This is a genomic window from Micromonospora alfalfae (genome assembly GCF_022230925.1).
GTDB classification, from domain to species: domain Bacteria; phylum Actinomycetota; class Actinomycetes; order Mycobacteriales; family Micromonosporaceae; genus Micromonospora; species Micromonospora alfalfae.
In genome coordinates this window covers 1-21,467 of the sequence record NZ_JAKKFH010000030.1, presented here as the reverse complement: position 1 = coordinate 21,467, position 21,467 = coordinate 1, and the positions used below count along the sequence as shown (strand labels likewise).

Sequence of the window (21,467 nt, the reverse complement as noted above, 5' to 3'; positions counted from 1 at the left end):
AGTGCCAGTCTCGGGGAACTGCTGGAGATGCGGCTGGATGACCGACGCAATCTTCTGATCGGCGCGTCGCAGGTCCTAGTCCAGGCGATTCGTCGAGCCGTCAAGGAGGGAGACCTTGAGGCGTTAAAGCTGGCCTGCGCGGGAAGGACAAGGCGGCACAAGGAACTGCCCGCCGGCGCGGAGCACCGAGTCGCGCATGATGTCCTGTCCAGCCCGTATCGGCCGCTGAGTGAGTCGACCGTCGCACACGCCCTGCGCGCGCTGTCCGCGCTGGGGCTCGCGCTCCTCGTCGATGATTGTCACGAACCGGCTCCACGGGGCTATCTGGCTATCGCTGAGCACTGGCTGGCAGCCTCGCGTCTTTGCCTGACGCCGTCAGGGAATGAGGGAGCGGCCTCCGCGGACGAGGTGGCCGCTGTGCTGAGTCTCCTCGGCGACCGTGCGGGCAGCCGAATCGGCGTGCTCACTGACGGTGAGACGCTGCGTGATCCTATGCGTCTCACCGCTTGGTTGTGGCTGCTCGACTTGGCCGGACGGCTACCTGTACGGAAGGCAGGGCCTTCTTGCGGCGTGGTCTTCGACATCGGTGAGAGCGGTCAGCGAGCAACCCTGACGCTGAGTGTGGTGCCTGGCTTGCCGTCGGTGCTGGCTCCGGATCCCGCCACTATGATGCTCTGCGCGGTCGATTCCACCTTCCAGGACATGCTTGGAGACGTTCGCCAAGTGTCTGCGACGTTGCCTGGTGCTCTGCTGTGGTCGGCGTCCACTGACGGCCGGCAGCTCACTCGCCTCACCGGGCCATCGATCGGCGGCGCCTTCGCCGTCCTGCACCGTGATCTGACCCGTCGCAGGCCGATCCTGCGCGGCTTAGGCTTCAGCGAGCGGCGTCCCGACACCCTCATCGTCGGGGCAATTGACCGCAACCGGCCGGATGTGTTGTGCGCGGTGGGCGGCTACTCGGCGAAGCTCAAGGAGGTGGATCAGCGTCTGAGGCTGATCGTGCCCGCGGACGATTACGCGAGGGTCGTCGAGATGAACCGCACCTCCGGTGCGAATCCGACCATTCTCAAAGCTGAAAGCGTAACCGAGGCCGCCCGGCTCAGCCGGCGGCCACAGCGGCGCAAGGTCCAGTTGGCGGTGCTCATCCTCGTCGGTGCCGTTGCCTTGGCAGCCACCGGATTCGGCCTGTGGCAACGGCAGGAGGCACGAGCCACCCAGCTGCAGTCGCTGGCCGCACAGGTGGGTGAGGCAGCGCTGCGTAGTCCCGGCGCTGATGGTCAGGATCTGCTGCTGGCGATGGCGAGTGACGACATCGCCGCGCTGGCCGGTCAGAAGACCACCGTCTTCGACAGCCTCAGCCAGGACCGTGGAAGCCTTGCCAAGATTTACCGTTCGACGGCCGGAGCGTTTCGTCATGCGGCCCTGTCCGTGTCCGGCGACCTCGCGGTGATTACCGGAGATGCGGGCACGATCCGCCTGATCGACACCGGTAGCCGCGACGTTCTCTGGTCCGAGAATCTCCCACCCGGCCTCGTCATGGCGGCCGGACAGGTGCACGCGACCGCGTCGGCGGTGTCGGACAAGGGCACCGCTGCGATCGGGCTCTCCGACCGGCGCATCCTGCTGGTCAGACGGGACAAGGGCGCTTGGACCGTAGAACCCGAGCCGATCACTTACCCCGGCACCGACAGCGGCGGCCTGTACGGTTCGCACGCCGTCACCGAGATGGCCATTGACGGCGACGCGAAGCATCTCTACACGGCCGGGCTCGACGGTGTGCGGCGGTTCTCCCTCGACGGCCGGGGGCCGCTGCTGAAGTGTCCGGCAATGAAGGCCGTCCAGTCGATCGAGGTGAGCGACGACGGCCTGCTGCTGACCCTTGAGGACCGGGTGGTGACCGTCGCCTTCCCGCTGTGCACGGTAAACACCATCTTGCGTGCGCCGGACGGACTCACGCTCCACGGCTCAGCCATCGTCGGGGCGAAGAAGCGGGTGGCTGCCGGAACGATCGGGAATAAGCTGGTCACCGTCGATGTGCGGGGCCAATTGTCGACAATTACCGAGAATGGGCCATACGACATCTCCGAGGTTTCCAACTCGCACGTCTCGGCCGTCGATCGGCGTACCGGGGCCGCGGCGCTGTGGGACCTCGATGACGGGCGGCGGGCCTTCAATGCCGGTCGCGGCGGGACGATCCATGCCGCCGGAGGGCACGTGATCTGGTTGCACGACGGGCTGGCAGAGCTGCACTCCGCCGAGCTCGACACCTTCCTGACGCTGCGCCTCATAGATGACCACGGCGCTCGCTTCGCCCGGTGGGCCGGGCCGCATCTTCTGGTCGGTGGCTTCTCCGGGGTGTACGTGTTGCGAGCCGCCGCCACCAAGCCGTTCCTCGCCGGGCGACTCGGCCTGCCGGCGCCGAAGAACAGCTTCATCGAGACGATCGCGGCTGACGACACCGGCTCCTGGGGCGCCGCCACCTTCCGGGACAACAAGACAAACAGCATGCGCCTTTCGGTGTGGGACCTGAACGCCCTGCGGGAAGTGCCCGTGCCGACCCCCGGGGACGACCACCCTTTGGCCGTGGAATTCGCCGGCGACCGGTTGTACGTCGGTTACCGCAGCGGCTGGCTGCGAGCGTTCCGGCTCACCAACGGGCAGTGGGAACCTCACGCCCAGGATCGACTCTCCGCACTGATCCGCGACATCGCGGCCGCTCCGGACGGGCGGACCCTGGTCGCTCTGGCCGGCAGTTCGACCAAGCCGCCGACCGCCTATGTCCTCAGCGCGGAGAAGTTGGACCGCATCACCGAACGCAAACTCGCCGGACCCACCGCTCTGGGACAGATCGTGGTGCTGCGTGATGGCAGGATCGTGGCGGCATACGGATCAGGCAGTGTCGTCTTCATGCAACCTGACCTGGCGGAGATCCGTACGTTCCAAGAACCCGAAGCCGTGTACATCGTTGCCCTCGGCGAGGTACCCGGACGCTCCGAACTGATCGTCGGTGCCCGCTTCCGGTCCCTGGTGTACAACGCACAAACATATGTGAAGGTTTCGCCCGACGGCTGGGGTGACGCAGGCGCGACCGCCGACCTGGATGCGTCCAGCTCAGGCGAACTGCTCGCTACGGTCCGCGGAGACGGCTACGCCGCGCAGATAGCCATCTGGTCCATGGCGCCCGGAGTGCGGAGGGCGAACGCCTGTGCCGCCATCGGCCGGGACCTGTCACAAGACGAATGGGCCCAATTCGTGGGCTCCACCGTGAAATACCGGCCCGTGTGCTGAGACCGCATCGCACCGAAAGAAGGCAAACCATGCGTCTGATGCGTCGATGGCCAGTCGTCCTAGCCGGCGGCGTCCTCCTCACTGCGACGGTCGCGGCTTGTGGCGAGGAGAAGGCGGCCCAGCCGGATGGCGCACTAGCCTTCGCCTACCAGGACCGCGACGGCTTTGCCGTGCTGAACGGTGAGCGGCAGGTCGCCCGTATCGGTGGCACCTTCGCGGGTCCGCTTGTCTGGACGACGGACGCCAAGTACGCCGGGATGGTCGCCATCGACTGGGATTCCGAGGGCAGCGGCAAGGTGGTTTCGGTCGAGGTCGCCACCGGCAAACAACGCGAATTGGCCTGCGGCTGCTTGGGTTTCGCCGGTATCGGCGGCGCGCGAATCGCCTGGGCGAACGATGACGGCAAGCTGTTCACCGCCGATCTGTCCACCGACAACCCGCCGGACTCCCTGGAGGCGCGATTGCCTTCCGGCTTCCAAGCGGAGACCGTCGTGGCCGGCACTGACGGACTGATCATGGTGCACACGTTGCCGAGAAACGACGACCCGGACGCCACCTCTCCGGACGAGCAGAGAGGTTCCGTCTACGTCGTGCCGGTAACCGGGGAACCGGTCCTGGCCAGCGGTTTCGACCCGGTCCAGGACGTCCGGCCGGTGGCCGTGTCCGGCCGACGGTTCGCGTACGGAGTGATCAGAAGTCAAGGCGACTGCGCGCACTGGGGACCGATCAACATCTTCGACCAGGCCGCGGCCTCGATCACCGGCACCGACAGCGCTGCGGTGCTGCGGATCGGCCCAGCGGACAGTGAGGTTGCCGTCGATGACCTGTGGTGGGCGGCGGACGGCTCGCTGCACGCGTCCCTATCCGTCGTGACCTGCGATCCCGAAGGCGGCAAGATAGCCGTCCCGGCGAGCCGTTGGCGACTGGACGGAACGGTTTGGGTTGGTGTCGACGAACCGTCCGTGGTCCGTGAGCGACCGGTGCGCGGCGGTGGACGACTCACCCTTGACGGTGACGGGGCGCTGCGTCTGATTACAGCCAGCGGCAGCCGGGACGTTGCCACCGGTGTGCAGTCCATTTCCGCCCCGCCCGCGAGGCCTGCATGACGACCGCCGACGCCACCGACCCGCGGATCTTCGACGCGCAAAACTCTACGGACGCCCGCCGGTTGGTAGCGGCCCAGGCCAGGATCTACTCCGACACGAAGATCTTCGCTGGGGTACGGCTGACGGTGGTGATCGGACTGTCGATCGCTGCCGGGGTGGTCGCCATCCGCTTTCCTGGCCTGCGTACAGCAGCCGGCGTCGGTGGCGGTACTGCGCTGCTCGCGGTCTCATTCGTGACCGCCAGCGTGGAGAAACGGCTGCGCATGATGGCTGCGGCCGCGCAAGAGGAGTTTGACACCCGAGTGTTCCGCCTCGACTGGAACGGCGTGCTGGTCGACCGGCCACCGGCCGCCCGCGTCGCCAAGGCCGCCTTCCGCTACCGAGGTGGCCGCGACGCGAACTGGTACGACGACACCGAAGCCACCCACCGGCCGTACGACGTGCTCATCTGTCAAGCCACCAACCTGGGCTGGGGCGCCTCGATGCACCGGCTCTGGGCCTGGATCCTGTCCGGGCTGGGCCTCCTCGCAGCCTGCGGGGCCATCGCCGGAGGCATGCTCGCCGACCTCGGCTGGAGCGGGCTACTCACCGCCGTGATCGTCCCCGCGCTCTCCCCGATCAAAGAGATTGCCGAACAGATCCGTCTCAACTTCGACAACGCGCGGTCCAAGGAGAGCGCCGAACGGAAGATCGCAGAGCTGTGGGCGGCCGGCATGAGCGGTGCCGCGACACCCTCCACCACGCAACTACGGACTCTGCAGGACAAGATCTTGCAGCTCCGGCAGACGAACGCGTTCGTGCCGGACTGGCTGGACACAGTCTTTCACCGCCGCAACGAAGTGGCGATGAAAATGAGCGTCCAAAGCCGGGTAGAGGAAGCGCGCCGCAACGGCCACGGTTGACAAGAGGGCTGAGTTGAACGTACTGAGGCGCACGGTAGCGCTGGCGACAATTTGCCTGATCGGAGGCTGCGGAAGCGGCGGCGACCTGGAACCGGGACCGACGCCGGCCGCGGAGCTAGTTATCGGGTTCGGCCACTACGGTGCCCTGAAGGTGGGAATGAGCCGCGATGCGCTGCTCGCCGCCACTCCGGTAAAGCTCACGGAGTATGGGGGCAACCCGGCGTGCGCGTGGCTGGCGGACAGCCGGTACCCCGTGCAGGCCCCATACGGAGAGCTACACGTGACTCTCGACGACAAGAACAAGCTCGTGGGAATCGACGCGCCGTCGGCAGCCCGTACCGACCGGGGCGTGACCGTCGGCTCGTCGCGCGACCAGGTAATCGCCGCCCACGATGACCCGGTAGACGAAGGCGCCAACGAGACCGGCGACTACATGCTGTTCGGCAGCCCCAACGAGGGATGGCTCACTTTCAACCTGAACTCTTCCGGTGCGGTCGTCTTGATTCGCACCGGAACGAAGGAGTACGCGTCCGGCATGAACGTATGCTCGGGCGACTGATGTGCGCTGCCGAGCCGTGCTCGGCGTTGGCAACGAGGGGCAGCCGCGATGCCTCAAAGCTGTTCGCTGACGCAGCGCGGCGCGGACTCAATGCTGCGATCCACGTGCCGGCTCGTGCACGGGTTATGGGCGGCGAATCTTGGCGAATCGCCAAGCCTCAAACTTCAGTCGGGACCTGAGGGAGCACCTTGCCGGCTGGATGGATGATGCAGGTCGGGTCGAGGCCGACGCGGGTGTCGTCCCGCTCCCGGTGACGTCGGCTGATGGTGGCGCAACCGCTTGCCGCCGACCGGCTCGAAGGACTTCTGGACGGGCCACGGCTCGGCTGGCCGCGGCAACGGCAAACGTCCGCTACCAGGAGGGCTTGAAACCCACCACGTCGCATCCACCGACGCGAGGCAGGGATCCGTGCAGCCGTCCCGGCAACGGCCAGCGGTCCCCTCATTTACCCCCGAAAACCCGTGAATAGGATTGACTGTCAGTGGCAAGCGTTGACGAGTCGAACACGGGGTCTGCGCAGGTCAACGACGGATTATGGCGATCAATGACAAGCCCAGCGCCGTGACGGTTGGTAACCGTGTGTCGCAGGCTCAGGTCCTCATCGGATGCTCCACAGGCCAGCACCTAAATTAGGCAACCCGACCTGTGCCCCAAACGCGAATGGGCGGAAACCCGCCCGGCGTCGCCAACTTGGCGTGCCTGCTCTTCAGGACGCTTCGGTCTAGACCGAGACGGGGAGTTTTCTCAAGGGGAACACCATAGTGACCCTTATGGACGCTGCTGGTCGGGATGGTTCGCCCGATCTGGCTTGCCGACGAGGCGATGTAACGAAGCGGCCGACGGCGAAAGCTGCCGCCGGGCGGCGTTGACGAACTCAAGGCGCCGCAACTCAACCTCATCGCGCAACTGACACCAACCGACCTCGTCGACGTTCTCCCGGATGCCAGTGCCGATGCTCCAGAAGGCCGCGTCCAGCTTGAGGGCCGCTTCCACGATGCTCGGCGGCCCCACCAACTGCACCCGAGCGAGAGCTGCGTTCCCTCCCGCCCAGTCAACGCGCTCAAGCTCCTTGGACCGCCAACGCACGAGCCCCATGTAGGTCGTGGCCTGCTCCTGTAACAGGGCCGCGGAGGTGTCGGTTAGCACCGAGCGGGACCAAGCTCGGCTCTGGCTGCGATTGCTCATCCAGCCGCCGACGGCCACACCCAGCAGCGCCACGAGAACGCCGGTAGCAGTGGATAACCCCATCTCCCAATTCATGGGCCCTCCGTCTCATCGCAGTGGCCACCACCGATGGTGTCAGCTACCTACAACGAGGCCGAGAGACGCTGAGGCCGCGACGACCGCGTGGTCGGCGCCGTCGGGTCTGGTGCGATCGCCGTTATGCCGTGCTCGCCGCTGGAGTAGCTGGTCCAGGCGCGCGGTGAATCGGCACCATGGCGAGCGGCCCGTGAAGCCGTGGCAACGGCGGTTGCAGGACGGTGTTCAGCTCGTGGGGGATAGCCGGCCTGTCTCGGAGCCGTGGGCGTTCAGAACCACGAGGACTTTTCCGTCGAACCCAGCTCGTCTGGCCGTCGTGACCCATTGTTCGATCGGCACGCTGTCGGCGCAGAACGCCAGCGTGGCTGCTCTTGCGGTGGCGAGCAGGGTGCCGCCGGCAGCGGCGATCCACCGACCGCTTTGGTCGTTGCAGCCGTCGGATCCGTGCCACTCTCCGTCGGCCGTGAACTCCAGGTAGGCCGCCTTGTGTCCGCTCTTGGGCGCCCAACGGCCTATCAACTGGCGCTGATCGGCGGGGACGAGCGTCGCCGGTAGTGCGACGGCCGTTGTCAGGGCCCGTCGCGCTTCGTCGGTGACCATCGGCGGCTCCAGCACGGAGTCGGCCTTGTCGGGCTCGGGGGTAGGTGTCGCCCCGGGGATCAGCCGGGCGACCGCTTGCCCTCGTCCGTCCAGGAGTACGGGCAATCCCGCCCCGTCGAACTGGTATGCGGTCACGCTCCGCAGCCACCCGGGTGTCTCTTGACTAGCCTTCTCGCAGCCCGGCCTGTTTTCGACGACGACCGTGGAAGCCGACCAGACGTCGGCGAGGAACACACCTTCATCGTTGGCCCGCCAGGATCCGCCCAGGGTGCCGCAGTGGCTTCCGATCAGGTGCAGTTCACTGTCTGCGAGGTGCAGGATCTTGCCCGCGCCGGTGTCGGCGACGTCCACGAGCTTCCAGGAGCCGATCAGCATCTCCGGCGCCATCGACTCTGCGGCCCCCGTGGTGCCCATGGCCGGCGGCTTTGTGGCTGCTGCCTCCGGATGGCCCTGCCTCGCGCATGCGCTGAGCAGCACGCCCATCACTACCAACGTCGCGAGGCGGCCCTGACGCGCCTTTTGGCTTCTCATCCTGCGGTTTCCCGGCTCCTCCAGGCACCGTCGGGCCGGAGTTGGGCGGCACTCGGCGAACGACAGTTGCACTTCTTCTGTCTGTGCGCCCACGCCTACCTCGCCGTCACGGCCACCCAGGCCAAAGAGGGGGCGTCGAATCCGAGGACAGCCTCATTCCGCTCACCCTCGGCGAGGTCCGCCGTCTCCTGGCACACCTGATCACCACCCCCTTCGGCCACCACGCTGGAGGCACCAGACTTCCTGGATTTCGTAGCACGGCGCGGTACTCAACCCTGCCCCAGACAGGCACGACGGTCGACGCCACCAACCCTGCTCTTCAGGAAGGAGCTGGGCCCTGCCCGCACCCCGGCCCTCCCTCGGAGACCGCACGGGTCCCCTCGCCCGGGCACCACAAGGGCTGCCCGAGAACACCGGCCAGGCTCAAGGCTAAGCCGCTACGCGGTCGCCTTCGGCGAGCCCTCGACCCGACCGAGAACCCCGGGCAGGAAAACGCCTGCCCGACCGAGGAGACCCTGCCCACCGCACGGCCCGCTCGACAACCGCCATTGTGACTCGTCCAGTACGGCGCTCCACCTTGGCCTAGCTCGGGGAGGCTGAATGGTCTACAACTGCCTGACAAGGAGATTCGCTAGGAGTCTTCAGGCTCAGCGGCAGATTCGACTACTTCGGCCTTACTCCACCTCTGGACGAAGGCGCGCCCTGTATCGGTAAGCGCGTACTGCACAGCTTGCGGCACACCCATAATCTCCATCTGCACCCTTCCTTGAGGAGGAAGGCGCGTGAGCAGCCCGTCGCGGAGTAGGTACATCAGGAGGATTTCGAAGGTTCCCGGGAACTCAACGTATGCATGAAGCTGGCCCGACGTGGCGAAGAGTTCGAGCACACGCCGTTCGACCTCTCCGTAACGGTTGTTCAAGACGGCGAGATTGGCCTTGTACTGGTGCAGAGACTTCCTGTCGATCTGTCCAGCGGTCTTACGCGCATGGCAATTCGCGCATAACACGATCATGTTCGCGAACTCGTGGCGTTGGACTTTCGCCCAGTCCTCGATGTGCTCTAGCTGAAGCGGTGTGGGCTGCCTGCACGTAGGAATCGTGCATCGATGCCCTGCCTCAACCAGAAGATCCCTGCGCAACTGCGCCGGGACGGCAGGCCGCCCTTCCGCCATCAGCTACTCCGATCATCGGGACTCTGTCACAAGACACGGCTCGGGCCGATGTCTCCGGGCGCATCGTAGGGGGTGCCCCCCGACACGCTCCGTCCCGGGCGGCTGTACAGCCAGCCGTACAGCCAGACCACCGGCTGACACCGACGCCCTCCGACCAGCCGTCTGCGATCTAGTTCTAATCCAAGGGCAGGTCCAGGCCGCCGGCACCCGACGCTTGACAACCGCCATTGAGACTCATCCGGTAGGGCGCTCCACCTTGTCCCCGTCCGGGGAAGCTGGACGGTCTGGCGACTGCCCGACGAGGAGATCCCTCGAAGCAGCGCCCACGTTTCACGCCCCAAGGCGCCTAGGACCGGGCCCGAAGGGCGCCCTTCGACAGCCAGTGGACGAGCGTGGCGGCAAGCATGTAGGCCGCTTCCGCCTCCTCAAGGGTGTTCGGCCTGGCGGACTCGCTCCCCGCGTGACGGGACCTGTGCCCTTGCCACAGCAGTGCGACCATGCCGGCGACTGCCGAGACTGACGAGGGCGATCCTTGCTGGTCGGGGATTACAAGCTCCCACTTCGGGCTAGTGGCCTGCGCATCCCCACGCAGCGCCGTCAGTACGTTACCGAGTGTTGGCGGACGGGATGAAGGCGGAACGACCAACGGGCAAGCAACCGCCTCAACGGCGCGGACAGCCTCTGCATAGGCAACATTGGGATCTGGTTCGATACCGAAGGCCGCCAGCCAAGAGGCGCGCAGGTGCTGTGCCGCGGTCGGCTCGGCCTCGTCCTGGCCCTTCTGTATCGCGTTCCGGACGGGGCCATCGATCCGTCTAACCAGCTTGGGCGGGTCACCGAAGTCGACCTCATAAGCGGAGCCGCTCGCGGCGAGAATCGGAGCGAGTCGCTCAGTTGCATCGCCCAAACGGCCAGGTGGCGCGAAGTGCAGGATCGCATTGACTACTCGGAGGAGCTGCTCCCGCTCGGCGAAGAAGAGGGCGCCTTGGTGAGGGCTGAGGCCGTGTTGCGAGGTCTGCGGTGGCAACCGCAGCCGCAGAGCCAAGACCTCCGCCCACTGCCGGGCAGAATCCTGCTCGGTGCGGTTGTCGAACAGCACCCAGAGGGTTTCCTTGATCCACGCGCGGAGAGACGGCGCAAGAAAATCAGGAACGCCCTCGTAGGGCACGTCGTCTGGCGGTAGCGCCAAGGGATCGGTGAGGTCGGGCTTGCTCACTACGCCTCCTCCAGACCAGGCACTTCGCCGCTCCGACCGGGCAAGCGCCCGCTGCGGAAGGCTGTCTTCATCGGAGTCCGTACTGTGCTGCTAGCCAGGGCCTTTCTGACAGCAGCGTTGCCAGTTTACTTTCCGGCCAGAGGTCAATGAACGGCATCTTTCCGCTCTCGTTGTGCTTCTCCGTCCAAGCCACGGCGTCAGGGGTGAAGTGCCCACTCGTCGCGACGACGAGCCCGCGAATCACCGGAGGCTCCCACAACGCGAGCCTGGTGAGAGCACCGCTGATCTCTTCCGGCGGCACTGACCTCGACAGCCAGTGCTTCGCCTGCACCATTACACGCTCGGTCCGCACGCTGCCTGACCCGTCGGTGATTACGCGTTCGGCCGAGAGGTCGCGGCCGCGATCTGCAGCGTTCTCCTTCATGAGTAGCTGAAGATTCTGGTAGCCAGGCAGATGCCGCAACAAATCGTACAGCAGCCGTTCGAAGGCACCCGACGTGATCCCCTCCCAGTTCAGGGCAGTCGATGCTGCTCCCGCTGGCTGCTGGGCAGCGGCTACGCCGAGATCGACTTCAGGCACGGGTAGCGGTTCGACTTCCGAGAACATTGCGGCTTCGATGTCTGGTTTCACGCTTGGCCAGTCAACACTGTGGATGTCATGCCAGTCGTGAAGGTGGCTGAAATGCAAGTGGCGATGTAGGTCGTTCCACCGACCTTGGCGAGCCGCGGTGCCGCCCATTAGTCGCTCGAGCTCGGTGATGGAGGATTCCACCTCGGACACGCCGGGGTGGTCTAGCGGGCGATCACCAAATGCGTCATCGCTGTCGGCCAAAATCTGCGGAAGTAGGGTGTCGACCTTCGTGGTCAGCTCTTGGATTCGCTCGCGGACAGCTCGCCGCCGTGCTCGGTTCAGACGGTGGCGGTACTCCGAGAGAGCCCGCCCGGGCGCTTCCTTGGCATGCTCCAATGCCTGGGATGGCTCACTGAGTTCAAGATAATCGATGTACGCTTGGCCGATGCCGCCCATGTCCGGCAGTGATTCGCTGATGGTCCAACCGTTGATCCTTGGAAGGCCCGGCAATAGGTCGTTCCAAGCTCGGGTCAGGTCGTCGTATTCGTTGGTTGACCCGGCGGACGGGCCGGTCGGCAGTAGGGGGTAAGCGCGGTCCCAGATCGCCTGCAAGCGTTCGAGGTTGGCTGACGTCCGGTCCATCACGGTGAGTAACTCATCCAGGCCCAACCCATTCTGCTTCGGTGGTGGCATGGTCATGAGCGTTCCTCCGAGGCGCTGCGTAAGGCGAGAGAGCTACCTTAACGCCGCCATGAGACAGCCACCGCCAGCCGAGCGGGCCGGGGATGACAGACCGTCGCTCAGCCCGCATCACTGCCAAACCAGGTCGCCCTCACCAGCAAGGTCCGGGTCGTTGGAGCGAGGGATGAGGCTGGCGCGGCTAGCGCCAGCGAGCTCAACGTGTACCGGAACCGCTGCAGCCGCCGTGCGAGTGCCCCGTGCACCGGTCGTTGCGGCACAGCACCGAGAGGCCACCGTCGCATGAGGTTTCGGTGATTTCGAACTGACCGAGGATGGGCTGCCGCAGGTTCAGTCAGTACGCACACTTTGAGACGCGCAGGCCACCGGCGGCAGAGTAGGCGGGTGCGGTCAGGCCTGACCGCGTTCTGGTTGGCCCCCCGATTACCCCCCGAAAACCCCGGCCGAGGTTGACAAACAGTGACAAGGAGCGACCACTGCTTGTTCGTGTCTGTGCAGCTCGACGCCTAGTTCTGACAGTCAATGACAAGGTCGGGATGGTTACGGATGGTAACAAGGGGTTTTGACAAGCAATGACAAGCAATGACCCAGCCCTGAACGAGGCTTGGCATGAGGTTTTCCTGGGTTCAAATCTCCTCGTTCCCACGAGGGCTGGCCTGGCAACACACCCCGCGGTCACGGTAACCGATACGGAGGAGCCTGGAGGCGCGGAACCGGCAGCTGTAGAAGTCGCAGGGTTCGTGCTGGTAGAGCTTCATCGGGGGTAGACGTTCGACGACCAGTGAGTCGTTCGGCTGGGGTGACTGTCTCACTGTTCGGTGGAGCGTATGTGGCTGCGGCGGTCACGACAATTGTCGTACGCCCTCTCACTGGAGACGCCGTGCAGCAGACACCTGATTCGTCGGAGCCATCTGCTCAGCATCCGCCCGGAGTCGACGCGTCGCCGCCTGCTGGGCGGTCCTCGGCGCAGCCGGTGGTTCCGGCTGCCCAGCTTCGGGCGGGCGTGAGGGTGGGAGTCGTCCTGTCAGTGGTAGTCGTTGGTGGACTCTTCATGTGCTGTGTCGGTGTGGGCGCTCTTGCCGCTGTCGGTTTGATCATCGGCGAGGCGCCACCTTCTCAATCCGCTCCGACTGTCTCTGCCGCCGGACCGACGCCATCACCAAGTACCCGAACACCTGAGCCGGTTCGCACCACCACTTTACCTAGCCAACCGGCCACCGCCCCCGCACAGCCGACTCGGCTACCGACGCCTGGACAGCGCCTACCCGTCTTCGACACCTTTGAGCGTCGGGACGTCAGCTCCGGATCCGGCGCTCGCCGTCTGGCCTTGCGGGTCGAGCTACGCGTCTTTCCCGTCGACGGCCGGCAGGTCATCGACGTGGCGACGCAGATCGTGGAGAGCCATCGAGGGCAGGGGTGGCAGGCGCTGTCAATCGTTGTCACGTACGACCGACGTGAGGTGGTGCCCAGCTACGCGGTGTTCGAATGGGCGCCCGAGGGGCGCTGGACGGACGCCGCCAACGGAGACGCCGCTTCGTGGCAGGGCTACCGGCTGCATCAGGCCGTCGTTCGCGACAAGCTGTCGCAGCCTGATGAGTGCCAGGTGCCGTCGGAGCAGGCCTATGTGCTCAACGCCGAGTTCAACCAGGCAACCGAGGACAACGTCGATGTCAGCGAGGAAGCAGTGCTGGCGGATATCGCTGAACAGCACAGCATCTCGGTTGTCCGCGCTGAAGAACTGGTCCTGGCTGTCGAGGACTGGACAATGTGCTGAGCCCCAACACGCAGGGCGTGTCCACCCAGTCCTTTAGGGCATCGGTCGATCCCGCGGGCGGGCCGAGCACGAAGATCCACCTCGCGGTCGACAGACGCGGCCGACCGTTGTCGGTCCTGCGGCGCGATGACCTGGTCGGTCAACTGGGACGTGAGGAACGGCAACCGCTTCGCCAACACGGTCGGCCCGTACCTGGACGCGCTGCCCTGAGACCGGCACCGCCGGCACGGATCCCGCAACGGGATCCGTGCCGGGCGGGCCGATCAGATGAACGTGAGCGAGCTGAAGAACGCCGGGTAGCAGTCGACATAGATGTCGTAGACGCCGGGCGGCACGTGCACGGGGCCCAGGGTGGCCCCGTTGGAGCACCGGGCGCTGACCGCGGTCGTCGGCTGGCCGGTGAGGGTGCAGCCCTGGAACACGATCAGCCACGGGTCGATGTACTGCCCGGCGTACGGGCAGGAGCCCGACATCACCGAGAAACCGCCGCCCTTCGCCGGTGAGGCGGCGGCCGCCGTCGACGTCGTGACGCTCAACGTGCCGGCGGAGCTCGCCGATGCCCGCTCGGCTCCGATGGCGGCGACAGCCGCATCGCCGCTCGGCGCGGGTGCCGCGACCGCCGCGGACGGTGCGGCCATGAACGCGGCGAGCATCGCCGTCGCGGCCAACAGCAGACTGGATGCGCGGAGAATGCCGGATCGTGCTCCGGCGGAGGGTCGACTACGCCATGTCATAACCAGAACCACCTCTCGAGTGCTGTGCGATCTGCGGATGCCGGGGCGCGTACCTGGTCGCACCCGACCCGGCCGGGCCGTCGTCCGACGTCCATGGCGAAGCGTTCCAGGGTGCCGGTGGCCGGGTCTTCGTGATATTGCGAGAACCGGGTCGCCGGCGTACCCCGGTTCTTGCGAATGTCCGCAAGGCTGTCCGGTCCGCGTCAACCGGGCGTCGTGGCCGGAGCGCATCGATTACCGTTGACCGGCATGGGCGGTCTGTTCAGCCTGTGGCGGCAGCGAGTGGCCGACAACGCCCGCCGGGCGGTGGACGCCTACCAGGAGGAGCTGCTGGAATACCGCAACCTCGCGGCCATGCCGCGGGTGCGGTCGGAGATGCTCGATTTCGCGGTCTTCCTCCGTCAGCGCACGGTCGACCTCGCGGCGGACAGCGCGCCGTTCCACGTGCAGGATCTGGACCTGATGGCCGCGATGGGCCGCCAGCGCGGCGAGACGGGACTCACCCTGACCGCGCAGCGGCAGGTGCTGCTCGTGCACACCCGGCTGACGCTGCGCGAGGTGTACGAGGCGGCCGGCCCGAACGACATCGCCGCGACGATGCACACGCTCGCCTGGCTGGCTCCCGCGGGACTGGCCGCCCAGGGCGCGTACACCCGGGGCTGGATCGAGGGGCAGCGGCGCACGCTGGCGACCGTCGCCCAGGTGCGGCTGCTGACGGTGATGCTGCTGGCCGGCGACGACAGCGCGACCGTCCTGGCGCGCGGCCTGCACATGCCGGTCCCCGACCACGTCGTCGCGACGGTGGTCCGGGTGGCCGGCGGGTCGTCCGGGCCGGACCAGGCGGCGCGGGACGAGTTCGCCGGCGCGCTGCTGAAGACGCACTGGATGCCGCTGAGCTGGCCGGAGCCGCACGAGGTGGTCGCGCTGATCCCCAGTTCGCCGGGCGGCCGGCAGCCGGCGGTCGAGCGCGGGCTCGCGCTGGCCCGCGACGTGGCCTCGATGACCGGCCGGCCGTGCGCGGTCGGAACCGCGCCTGGGCGGGTGCGCGCGTTCGGCGATGCCGTGGCGCTGGCCCGGCAGGTCAGCGAGGTCGCACCGGTGCGGGCCGTGCCGCGCCACGCGTACACGGTCACCGACGTCTTCGCCGAGCTGGGCGCGGCCCGGCTGGCGGAGGTCGGGCAGTGGCTCCAGGTGGTGGCGGCGCAACTCGACGCCGGCCCCGACCTGGTCGCCACGCTGGACGCCTACTACCAGCACGACATGAACCGGCTCGACACCGCGGCCGCGCTGTGCATCCACCCGCGCACGCTCGACTACCGGCTGACCCGGGTGCGCGACCTGACCGGGCTGGAGGCGGGCTCGACCCGCGGCGTACGCGTGCTGAGCACCGCCGTCGCCCGGATCCTCGCCGGCTAGATCAGCAGCCGGGTGAGCTCCATGTTCTTCATACTGATGTAGCTCAGCTTGTTACCGAAACGCATCGAAACCTGTCGCGAGCTGATCATGCACAGGCGGTGTACGCGCACTTCAAGCGGCTAAACGACGGGGTGTGACCGAGCGGATCCTGACCGAGTTGCGCGAGCAGGTGCGCTTGGCGCATGGCCCGCAGCCGGAGCCGACGGCGGGGATCATCGACTCGCAGAGCGTCAAGGGCGCGGACACCGTGCCCCGCGCCACCCGCGGCTACGACGCCGGCAAGAAGATCAACGGCCGCAAGCGGTTCATCGTCACCGACACCCTCGGCCTGCTGGTCACCGTCTGGGTCCTGGCCGCCTCCTGACAGGACCGCGACGGCGCCAAAGGAGCCCTGCTCGCTACCTACGCGGCCACCCCGATCCGGCACATCATCGCCGACACCGGCTTCGCCGGCCGCCTGGTGGACTGGACCCGGGACCTGCTGCGCACCACCCTGGAGATCGTCCGCAAACCCGCTAACCAGCGAGGCTTCGTCGTGCACCCCCGCCGCTGGGTCGTGCGGACCCTGGTCTGGCTCACCGCCCACCGCCGCCTGGCCCGCGACTACGAAACCCATCCCGGCACGTCAGAGGCAATGATCCGCTGGCCGTCATCGGCGGCATGCTGCACCGCCTCACCCGAGGCGCGTCCGCCACCTGCCAACAACGCCGCACCTTCAACCCGCCCGACTAACACAGATGTGAAACGCGCCTTCTAAGGGATTCGGCAGTAGCAACCGATCGAGCCGAGGGGCATCGCACTCATCGGATCGACCGTGCTCCAGTTCTGCCTGAGGGCGAGCGAGAGGCGGTAGGAAGCAACAGTCGTCGTCGGGGCCGGCCATCAGTTGGCATGATGGGCCGGTGACCGAGCCGGTATTTCGTTACCACCCTGATCCCTTGGCAACGGGCTCGGCGGTGCGAATCGAGCACGAATGCAGCGTCTGCGGTCAGCTTCGGCAAACCCGCTACAAGGGACCGATCTACGGCAGGCAGACCGAGAGCCTATGCTTGCACTGTATCTACTCCGGTGCGGCTTCCAGGGCACTCGGCGGTGTTGCCGCCACCACGGATGGCAGTGACATTCTGGAGATGCCTGCCGAGTTCAGCGACGCAGTCGACGTGCCTGACAGTGTGCCGCAGCATGTGACTGAGGAGATCACTCGCCGCACCCCCGGCTTCACCGGTTGGCAGCAGCAGTCGTGGCTCTATCACTGCGACGATGGCGCGGCCTTCTTCGGCCCGGCCGGCTATCCCGATCTCGAACCTCATCCGGACGCACTGAACATGCTCCGCGCAGGACACCGGCAACTCGGCTGTTCACCCGAGGAAACCGAGGAGTTCCTGCACCGGCTCGACCGCCATGGTGAGCCCACCGCGTATCTGTTCCAATGCCTGCGATGCGGGACCTACCTCGCGTCCTGGGATATCGGTTAATCGCACCTCAACGCCGGAACGCGGACGCACCTTCTTCGACATGAGCACCACCGCGTTGGGATCGAGGAGCCGCACCCCGCTTCCGGTCTGGGTTCGACCCGAGATCAGAGGACCGTCACGGCTGTGCTGGGGGCCGAGCGTGTCAGGGCCGGGTCCACATGGGCGGGCCATCAACAAAACTGTTGACGATGCGTCAGCGTGAGCCGTGCTTACCACCCCCGGCAAGGCGGTCACGGAGTCGAAGCCCGACTCTCCCGAAAGGTGAACAGGACTTACGTGATCGAGGCGGGGTAGCCATCCTCGCGACTACCCGCTACTGGTACCCGTATCGGTGCATGATCGCGTCGATGTCTTGCCTTTCTTGACACGCTGTGCGCTGCTGGTTGACGGCGCTGGTGATTGCGTCGATCTCTGCGGTGGAAGTCGCCGGATGGTGGAGGAGGGTTAGCCATGCGCATCTGCGTCGGGTGTCGAGCGGACCAGCGCACCGTTGTTCGTATCGGCAGTTGGGGCGTGGCGCACGGTGCTCCCGGGCACCAGGTCAACTACCGCTGGAGGAGCCTATTCGCCTGCCCGCAGTGTGGGGCTGGCCTTCTCGTGTACTTCGATCATGATTGCTTCCATCAGCCGTGGGAGGAGCCGTGGGACATGGACTGGTCGTGGCCGGTCGCCGCCGACGGGGTTCAACGGTTGACGGCTGCTCTTGCCCGGTGTTCGGATCCGCTGCAGTCGTCGTGCGAATGCCCTGTGCACCGGTCGTTGCGGGACAGCATCGAGAACGCGCTGCCACGTGAGGTTCCGGTGACGGTCGCGCTGACGGCGGAAGGGCTGCCACAGATTCGGTCAGCACCCATGCCGTGAGGCGGGCGCGACACGGTGACAGGACCAGAGGAAGCGATCAGACCTTGGCGGGATTCAGTGTGGGGACCCCCGGTTTACCCCCCGAAAACCCCGCCCAGTCGTTGACGAAGGGTGACAAGGGGCGATGAACGTCCGTCGCTGTCTCCCAGCTCAGCGCTCACTTTCGGCAGACAATGACAAGCTTCGGCCGATCACTGTCGGTAACAAGGGGTCGTCGGTTCGAATCCGGCCGTCCCGACGCAGGTGAGGGGCCATCTCGAAAGATCGAGACGGCCCCTTTGTCGTACCTGGGTGACTAACTGAGTGACTACGCCTCAGCGTCGAAGATCCGGTCGATGGCGACTGCGCCGCCCAGGAGCACCGGCCGTAGTTGGTGCCGGTAGACGCTCTCGGTGACCGTCGTACCGGAGTGGCCGCAGAGGTCCGCGATCTGTTCAAGGCTCATGCCGCTGTCCGACAGTAGGGACACGAAGCTGTGCCGCAGTTCGCGGGGGGTCCAGTCGCGCGGGTCGAGGCCCGCTTTGACGACGACAGGGCGGAAGGCCCGAAGCACGTTGTGCCGATCGAGGGCCGTGCCGGCGGCAGAGGCGAAGACGAGACGGTCAGCGGCAGGCTGGCCTTGGCGCTCGTGGTGGGTGGTGAGCGCGGTGACGCACCGGGCAGGCAAGGCCAGGGTGCGACGCGACTTCTTGGTCTTGGTGTCTCCATCGGCGCGGACCGTGCGCCAGACCTGAATGGATGGCGGCACCGGGGGATCGTTGTCCGGCTTGCCGGCGAGGTCGACGTGTGACCAGGTGAGGGCTCGCAGTTCCTCGGTGCGAGCGCCGGTCAGCAGTGAGACGACGATGTAGGCGTGCAACGAGCTGCTCTCGGCAGCGATGAGAAGCGCCTTGGCATGGTCGAGCGTCAGCGATTTCGAGGGACGGCCGCCGCGACCTGTGGGCACTTCGCAGAGTGCCACAACGTTGCGTTTGACCTTGTCCCGCGCCATGGCCCGATTGACTGCGCGGTTGAGCAGCGAGTGGAGGAGCCGCAAAGTGCGGGTGCTCAGGTGTTGGGCTTTGCCCATGAGCCAGCGGTCGACGTCGGTAGCGCTGAGATCTCGCAGCTTCCTCGCGCCGAGGCCGCTGATGATGTGGGAGCGCACAAGGATGGCGTAGTTGGTCTTCGTGCTCTCGGACTGGTTGCTCAGGCCGTAGGTGAGCCAGTCGGTGAGAGCGTCGACCACGGTGTGTCCGTCTTGGACCAGGGCGAGGCCGTCTTCGTAGTCGCGGATTTTCTCCCGCAGTTTGGCGCGGGCTTCGGTCTTGGTTTTGCCGCTGCCTTTGCGCACGATGCGTTTGCCGGCTGGGGTGTAGCCGACGGTGATGGTGGCGATCCAGCGTTGCCGGGACTCGTCCCAGTGCAGGCCGCCTTCTCCTCGGGCGCGGCGGGTGGTCATCGGGTACCTCCTTTCTGTGCTTCGTGTTCGAGCAGGTCGACGTAGGCGGTGATGGCGGTGTCGGGGACGAGGCGGGTGCGGCCTTGTCGGACGGTGCGCAGTCGGCCGGCGCGGATCTGTTCGTAGATCACGGAGCGGGACAGGCTGAGCATGGTCATGGCTTCGGGGATGCGGTAGAGCGCCTTTCTCTCGGGTGCGGTCAGGGTGGTGGGCAATGGGCTACCTCTCCTCGGATCGGCGGTCGACCGTCAAGCCGGTCTTGACGGCGAAATCGGTGGGCGGTCAGGCCACGGCGGCGAACTCCTCGCGGGCTACCTCGCGCCTCTCGCGGGCCATGGCGGCGGCGGTGTTGGCGAGCAGTGCGTCTCCGGTGGTGCGCCATCCGGAGCCGGTGTAGGTGAGCAGGCCGATGATGAGCGTCGTCTCGTCCTCGGTTTGGTCGGCGTATTCGTGGCCGGTTTCGGTGCGTCGCCAGATGACGCGGGCGTCGCGCAGGATGCGGAAGGTGGTGGAGTAGCGGCGGCTTTTGGTGAGGAAGTGGCCGCCGAAGCCGAGCATGTGTGCCCAGCGTCGGAGGTGTTGCCAGTCGCGGTTGCCGCCGAGGGTGGCAGCGACGACGCCACCGCCGTCTACGCCGCTTGACAAGGGTGGCATCGGTGAAGCAGAGGAAGTCCAAGGCAGGAACGTCGAGCTCGTGCGCTTTCTGTGGCAGCACCAGCGGTTTCTCAAAGAAGCACGTATGGCCTCAGTGGCTGCGCCCATACGCGGGAGAGCTTGAGCCACGGCGATCAACCCATTCGTACGGCTTCGGTCAAACCGACAGGGAGACTTTCACCGAGCTGCCTACCATCACAGTCGAGCAACCTGGCTCGGTACTCAGTATGACTACCCGCGAGGTTTGGGGAACCTGCAACAACGGCTGGATGAGCCGGCTAGAGATGCAGGCTCGCACTTTGCTGGTGCCACTCATGGACGCTGCCTCTGTTCGGCAAGTAACGACCATTGAGCCGGACGACGCTGCGCGGCTTGCGACATGGGCCGTCAAGACCGCCTGGATGCGCGAGCTGAGTGCGAGCAGTGTCAGTCAACAGAGCAAGCTCTATCTTTACCTACGTACGCAGCTGTTGCCGCCGCCGGACAGTTCAATCTGGATCGGTCGGCACTCGGGCCTGCGAAACTTCGACATCCTTCAGGCCAAGATAGACATTCGCCACCGCGATCTGCCGTGGAACCACGGTGAGATTCGGAACGCACTCCGGACAAATCTGACCTTTCGCGAGCTCTCTCTGTTGGTCCACACTGTGAACGGGCCAGGCACGCCGGCTCAAGAGCGAGACCCAGAGCGGTGGTTACGCCTATGGCCAGCGTCCGCAACCTTGAGGTTTCCACCTCGCTTCGCGGTGTCCGACTCTGACGTCTGGGAGTCCGTAGCCATCCAAGCGCCCTACCTCCGGGTGCCAGACCTGCCGCATTTCCGCCGCGACCGAGCAGGACCCCAAACTCGTCGTCGGAACTAGCTGTGCGCCGGCTGCCGGCGATGTCGGGCTCCACTTGATGCGTTACGGATCGCTGTCACTTGATCTGTAACATCCATCCATGATCGTCTAGCCGGACGTGTTACAGATCAAGTGACAGCGATCCGTAACGCATCAAGTGGAGCCCGACATCGCCGGCAGCCGGCGCACAGCTAGTTCCGACGACGAGTTTGGGGTCCTGCTCGGTCGCGGCGGAAATGCGGCAGGTCTGGCACCCGGAGGTAGGGCGCTTGGATGGCTACGGACTCCCAGACGTCAGAGTCGGACACCGCGAAGCGAGGTGGAAACCTCAAGGTTGCGGACGCTGGCCATAGGCGTAACCACCGCC

General features: G+C 66.1%; 16 protein-coding genes and 1 pseudogene. 8 read left to right on the top strand and 9 right to left on the bottom strand.

Annotated elements, in window-relative coordinates:
- The first annotated feature begins 27 nt into the window (after positions 1–27).
- From MED01_RS23990 to MED01_RS23975, 4 genes are read left to right on the top strand one after another with little or no spacing between them, the layout of a single operon-like run.
- Positions 28–3,288, top strand: coding sequence for a hypothetical protein (locus MED01_RS23990; RefSeq protein ID WP_238670820.1), 3,261 nt, complete (start codon positions 28–30; stop codon positions 3,286–3,288).
- Positions 3,282–4,394 carry a hypothetical protein gene (locus MED01_RS23985; RefSeq protein WP_238670819.1) on the top strand — a complete coding sequence of 371 codons (1,113 nt, stop codon included), beginning with the start codon at positions 3,282–3,284 and terminating at the stop codon, positions 4,392–4,394. The genes MED01_RS23990 and MED01_RS23985 overlap by 7 nt, the downstream gene beginning before the upstream one ends.
- Positions 4,391–5,296, top strand: a complete 906-nt coding sequence (locus tag MED01_RS23980) for an S-4TM family putative pore-forming effector (RefSeq protein ID WP_238670818.1) — start codon at positions 4,391–4,393, stop codon at positions 5,294–5,296. The genes MED01_RS23985 and MED01_RS23980 overlap by 4 nt, the downstream gene beginning before the upstream one ends.
- A 13-nt stretch (positions 5,297–5,309) precedes the next feature.
- Positions 5,310–5,855, top strand: a complete 546-nt coding sequence (locus MED01_RS23975; RefSeq protein ID WP_238670817.1) for a hypothetical protein — start codon at positions 5,310–5,312, stop codon at positions 5,853–5,855.
- A 768-nt stretch (positions 5,856–6,623) separates the two neighbouring features.
- On the opposite strand, the gene MED01_RS23970 is transcribed toward MED01_RS23975, so the two are convergent.
- The 5 genes from MED01_RS23970 to MED01_RS23950 all read right to left on the bottom strand — a co-directional run bounded on the left by MED01_RS23970 (position 6,624) and on the right by MED01_RS23950 (position 11,903).
- Entirely contained in the window at positions 6,624–7,115 is a 492-nt protein-coding gene (locus MED01_RS23970; RefSeq protein ID WP_238670816.1) for a hypothetical protein, read from the bottom strand.
- Positions 7,116–7,340: 225 nt separating this feature from the next.
- Entirely contained in the window at positions 7,341–8,198 is an 858-nt protein-coding gene (locus tag MED01_RS23965) for an META domain-containing protein (protein ID WP_238670815.1), read from the bottom strand.
- A 679-nt stretch (positions 8,199–8,877) separates the two neighbouring features.
- Positions 8,878–9,417 carry an HNH endonuclease gene (locus tag MED01_RS23960; protein WP_238670814.1) on the bottom strand — a complete coding sequence of 180 codons (540 nt, stop codon included), beginning with the start codon at positions 9,415–9,417 and terminating at the stop codon, positions 8,878–8,880.
- A 346-nt stretch (positions 9,418–9,763) separates the two neighbouring features.
- Positions 9,764–10,633 carry a hypothetical protein gene (locus MED01_RS23955; RefSeq protein WP_238670813.1) on the bottom strand — a complete coding sequence of 290 codons (870 nt, stop codon included), beginning with the start codon at positions 10,631–10,633 and terminating at the stop codon, positions 9,764–9,766.
- 67 nt (positions 10,634–10,700) lie between these two features.
- The gene (locus MED01_RS23950) at positions 10,701–11,903 is read right to left on the bottom strand and encodes a restriction endonuclease (protein ID WP_238670812.1); all 1,203 of its coding nucleotides are present in this window, start codon (positions 11,901–11,903) and stop codon (positions 10,701–10,703) included.
- A gap of 1,327 nt (positions 11,904–13,230) precedes the next feature.
- Between MED01_RS23950 and MED01_RS23945 the strand changes: the two genes are divergently transcribed.
- The gene (locus MED01_RS23945) at positions 13,231–13,677 is read left to right on the top strand and encodes a hypothetical protein (protein ID WP_238670811.1); all 447 of its coding nucleotides are present in this window, start codon (positions 13,231–13,233) and stop codon (positions 13,675–13,677) included.
- Between the two features lie 263 nt (positions 13,678–13,940).
- On the opposite strand, the gene MED01_RS23940 is transcribed toward MED01_RS23945, so the two are convergent.
- Positions 13,941–14,345, bottom strand: coding sequence for a hypothetical protein (locus MED01_RS23940; RefSeq protein ID WP_238670810.1), 405 nt, complete (start codon positions 14,343–14,345; stop codon positions 13,941–13,943).
- Positions 14,346–14,660: 315 nt separating this feature from the next.
- On the opposite strand from MED01_RS23940, the gene MED01_RS23935 reads away from it, so the two are divergent.
- The 3 genes from MED01_RS23935 (at position 14,661) to MED01_RS23925 (ending at position 17,302) form a co-directional block, all read left to right on the top strand.
- Positions 14,661–15,827: a PucR family transcriptional regulator gene (locus MED01_RS23935; protein ID WP_238670809.1), complete on the top strand. Its 1,167-nt coding sequence runs from the start codon at positions 14,661–14,663 to the stop codon at positions 15,825–15,827.
- A 133-nt stretch (positions 15,828–15,960) separates the two neighbouring features.
- Complete coding sequence (locus tag MED01_RS23930) at positions 15,961–16,191, top strand: transposase (protein ID WP_238670808.1); 231 nt, start codon at positions 15,961–15,963, stop codon at positions 16,189–16,191.
- A gap of 538 nt (positions 16,192–16,729) precedes the next feature.
- The gene (locus tag MED01_RS23925; protein ID WP_238670807.1) at positions 16,730–17,302 is read left to right on the top strand and encodes a CbrC family protein; all 573 of its coding nucleotides are present in this window, start codon (positions 16,730–16,732) and stop codon (positions 17,300–17,302) included.
- Between the two features lie 1,168 nt (positions 17,303–18,470).
- On the opposite strand, the gene MED01_RS23920 is transcribed toward MED01_RS23925, so the two are convergent.
- The 3 genes and pseudogenes from MED01_RS23920 to MED01_RS23910 all read right to left on the bottom strand — a co-directional run.
- Positions 18,471–19,604 (bottom strand): site-specific integrase, encoded by a 1,134-nt coding sequence (locus MED01_RS23920; protein WP_238670806.1) that lies wholly within the window; start codon positions 19,602–19,604, stop codon positions 18,471–18,473.
- On the bottom strand, positions 19,601–19,819 hold the full coding sequence (locus tag MED01_RS23915; RefSeq protein WP_274526172.1) for a helix-turn-helix domain-containing protein: 219 nt from the start codon (positions 19,817–19,819) through the stop codon (positions 19,601–19,603). Before MED01_RS23915 ends, MED01_RS23920 begins: the two co-directional genes overlap by 4 nt.
- 67 nt (positions 19,820–19,886) lie before the next feature.
- Positions 19,887–20,210: pseudogene (locus MED01_RS23910) on the bottom strand (replication initiator); the annotation flags it as partial.
- Between the last annotated feature and the right edge of the window lie 1,257 nt (positions 20,211–21,467).

Excerpts from the sequence above, each read along its gene's own strand:
- MED01_RS23965 (WP_238670815.1), bottom strand. The coding sequence starts at position 8,198 with ATGGGCGTGCTGCTCAGCGCATGCGCGAGGCAGGGCCATCCGGAGGCA.
- MED01_RS23980 (WP_238670818.1), top strand. The coding sequence starts at position 4,391 with ATGACGACCGCCGACGCCACCGACCCGCGGATCTTCGACGCGCAAAAC.
- MED01_RS23920 (WP_238670806.1), bottom strand. The coding sequence starts at position 19,604 with ATGACCACCCGCCGCGCCCGAGGAGAAGGCGGCCTGCACTGGGACGAG.
- MED01_RS23990 (WP_238670820.1), top strand. The coding sequence starts at position 28 with ATGCGGCTGGATGACCGACGCAATCTTCTGATCGGCGCGTCGCAGGTC.
- MED01_RS23950 (WP_238670812.1), bottom strand. The coding sequence starts at position 11,903 with ATGACCATGCCACCACCGAAGCAGAATGGGTTGGGCCTGGATGAGTTA.
- MED01_RS23970 (WP_238670816.1), bottom strand. The coding sequence starts at position 7,115 with ATGAATTGGGAGATGGGGTTATCCACTGCTACCGGCGTTCTCGTGGCG.
- MED01_RS23935 (WP_238670809.1), top strand. The coding sequence starts at position 14,661 with ATGGGCGGTCTGTTCAGCCTGTGGCGGCAGCGAGTGGCCGACAACGCC.
- MED01_RS23960 (WP_238670814.1), bottom strand. The coding sequence starts at position 9,417 with ATGGCGGAAGGGCGGCCTGCCGTCCCGGCGCAGTTGCGCAGGGATCTT.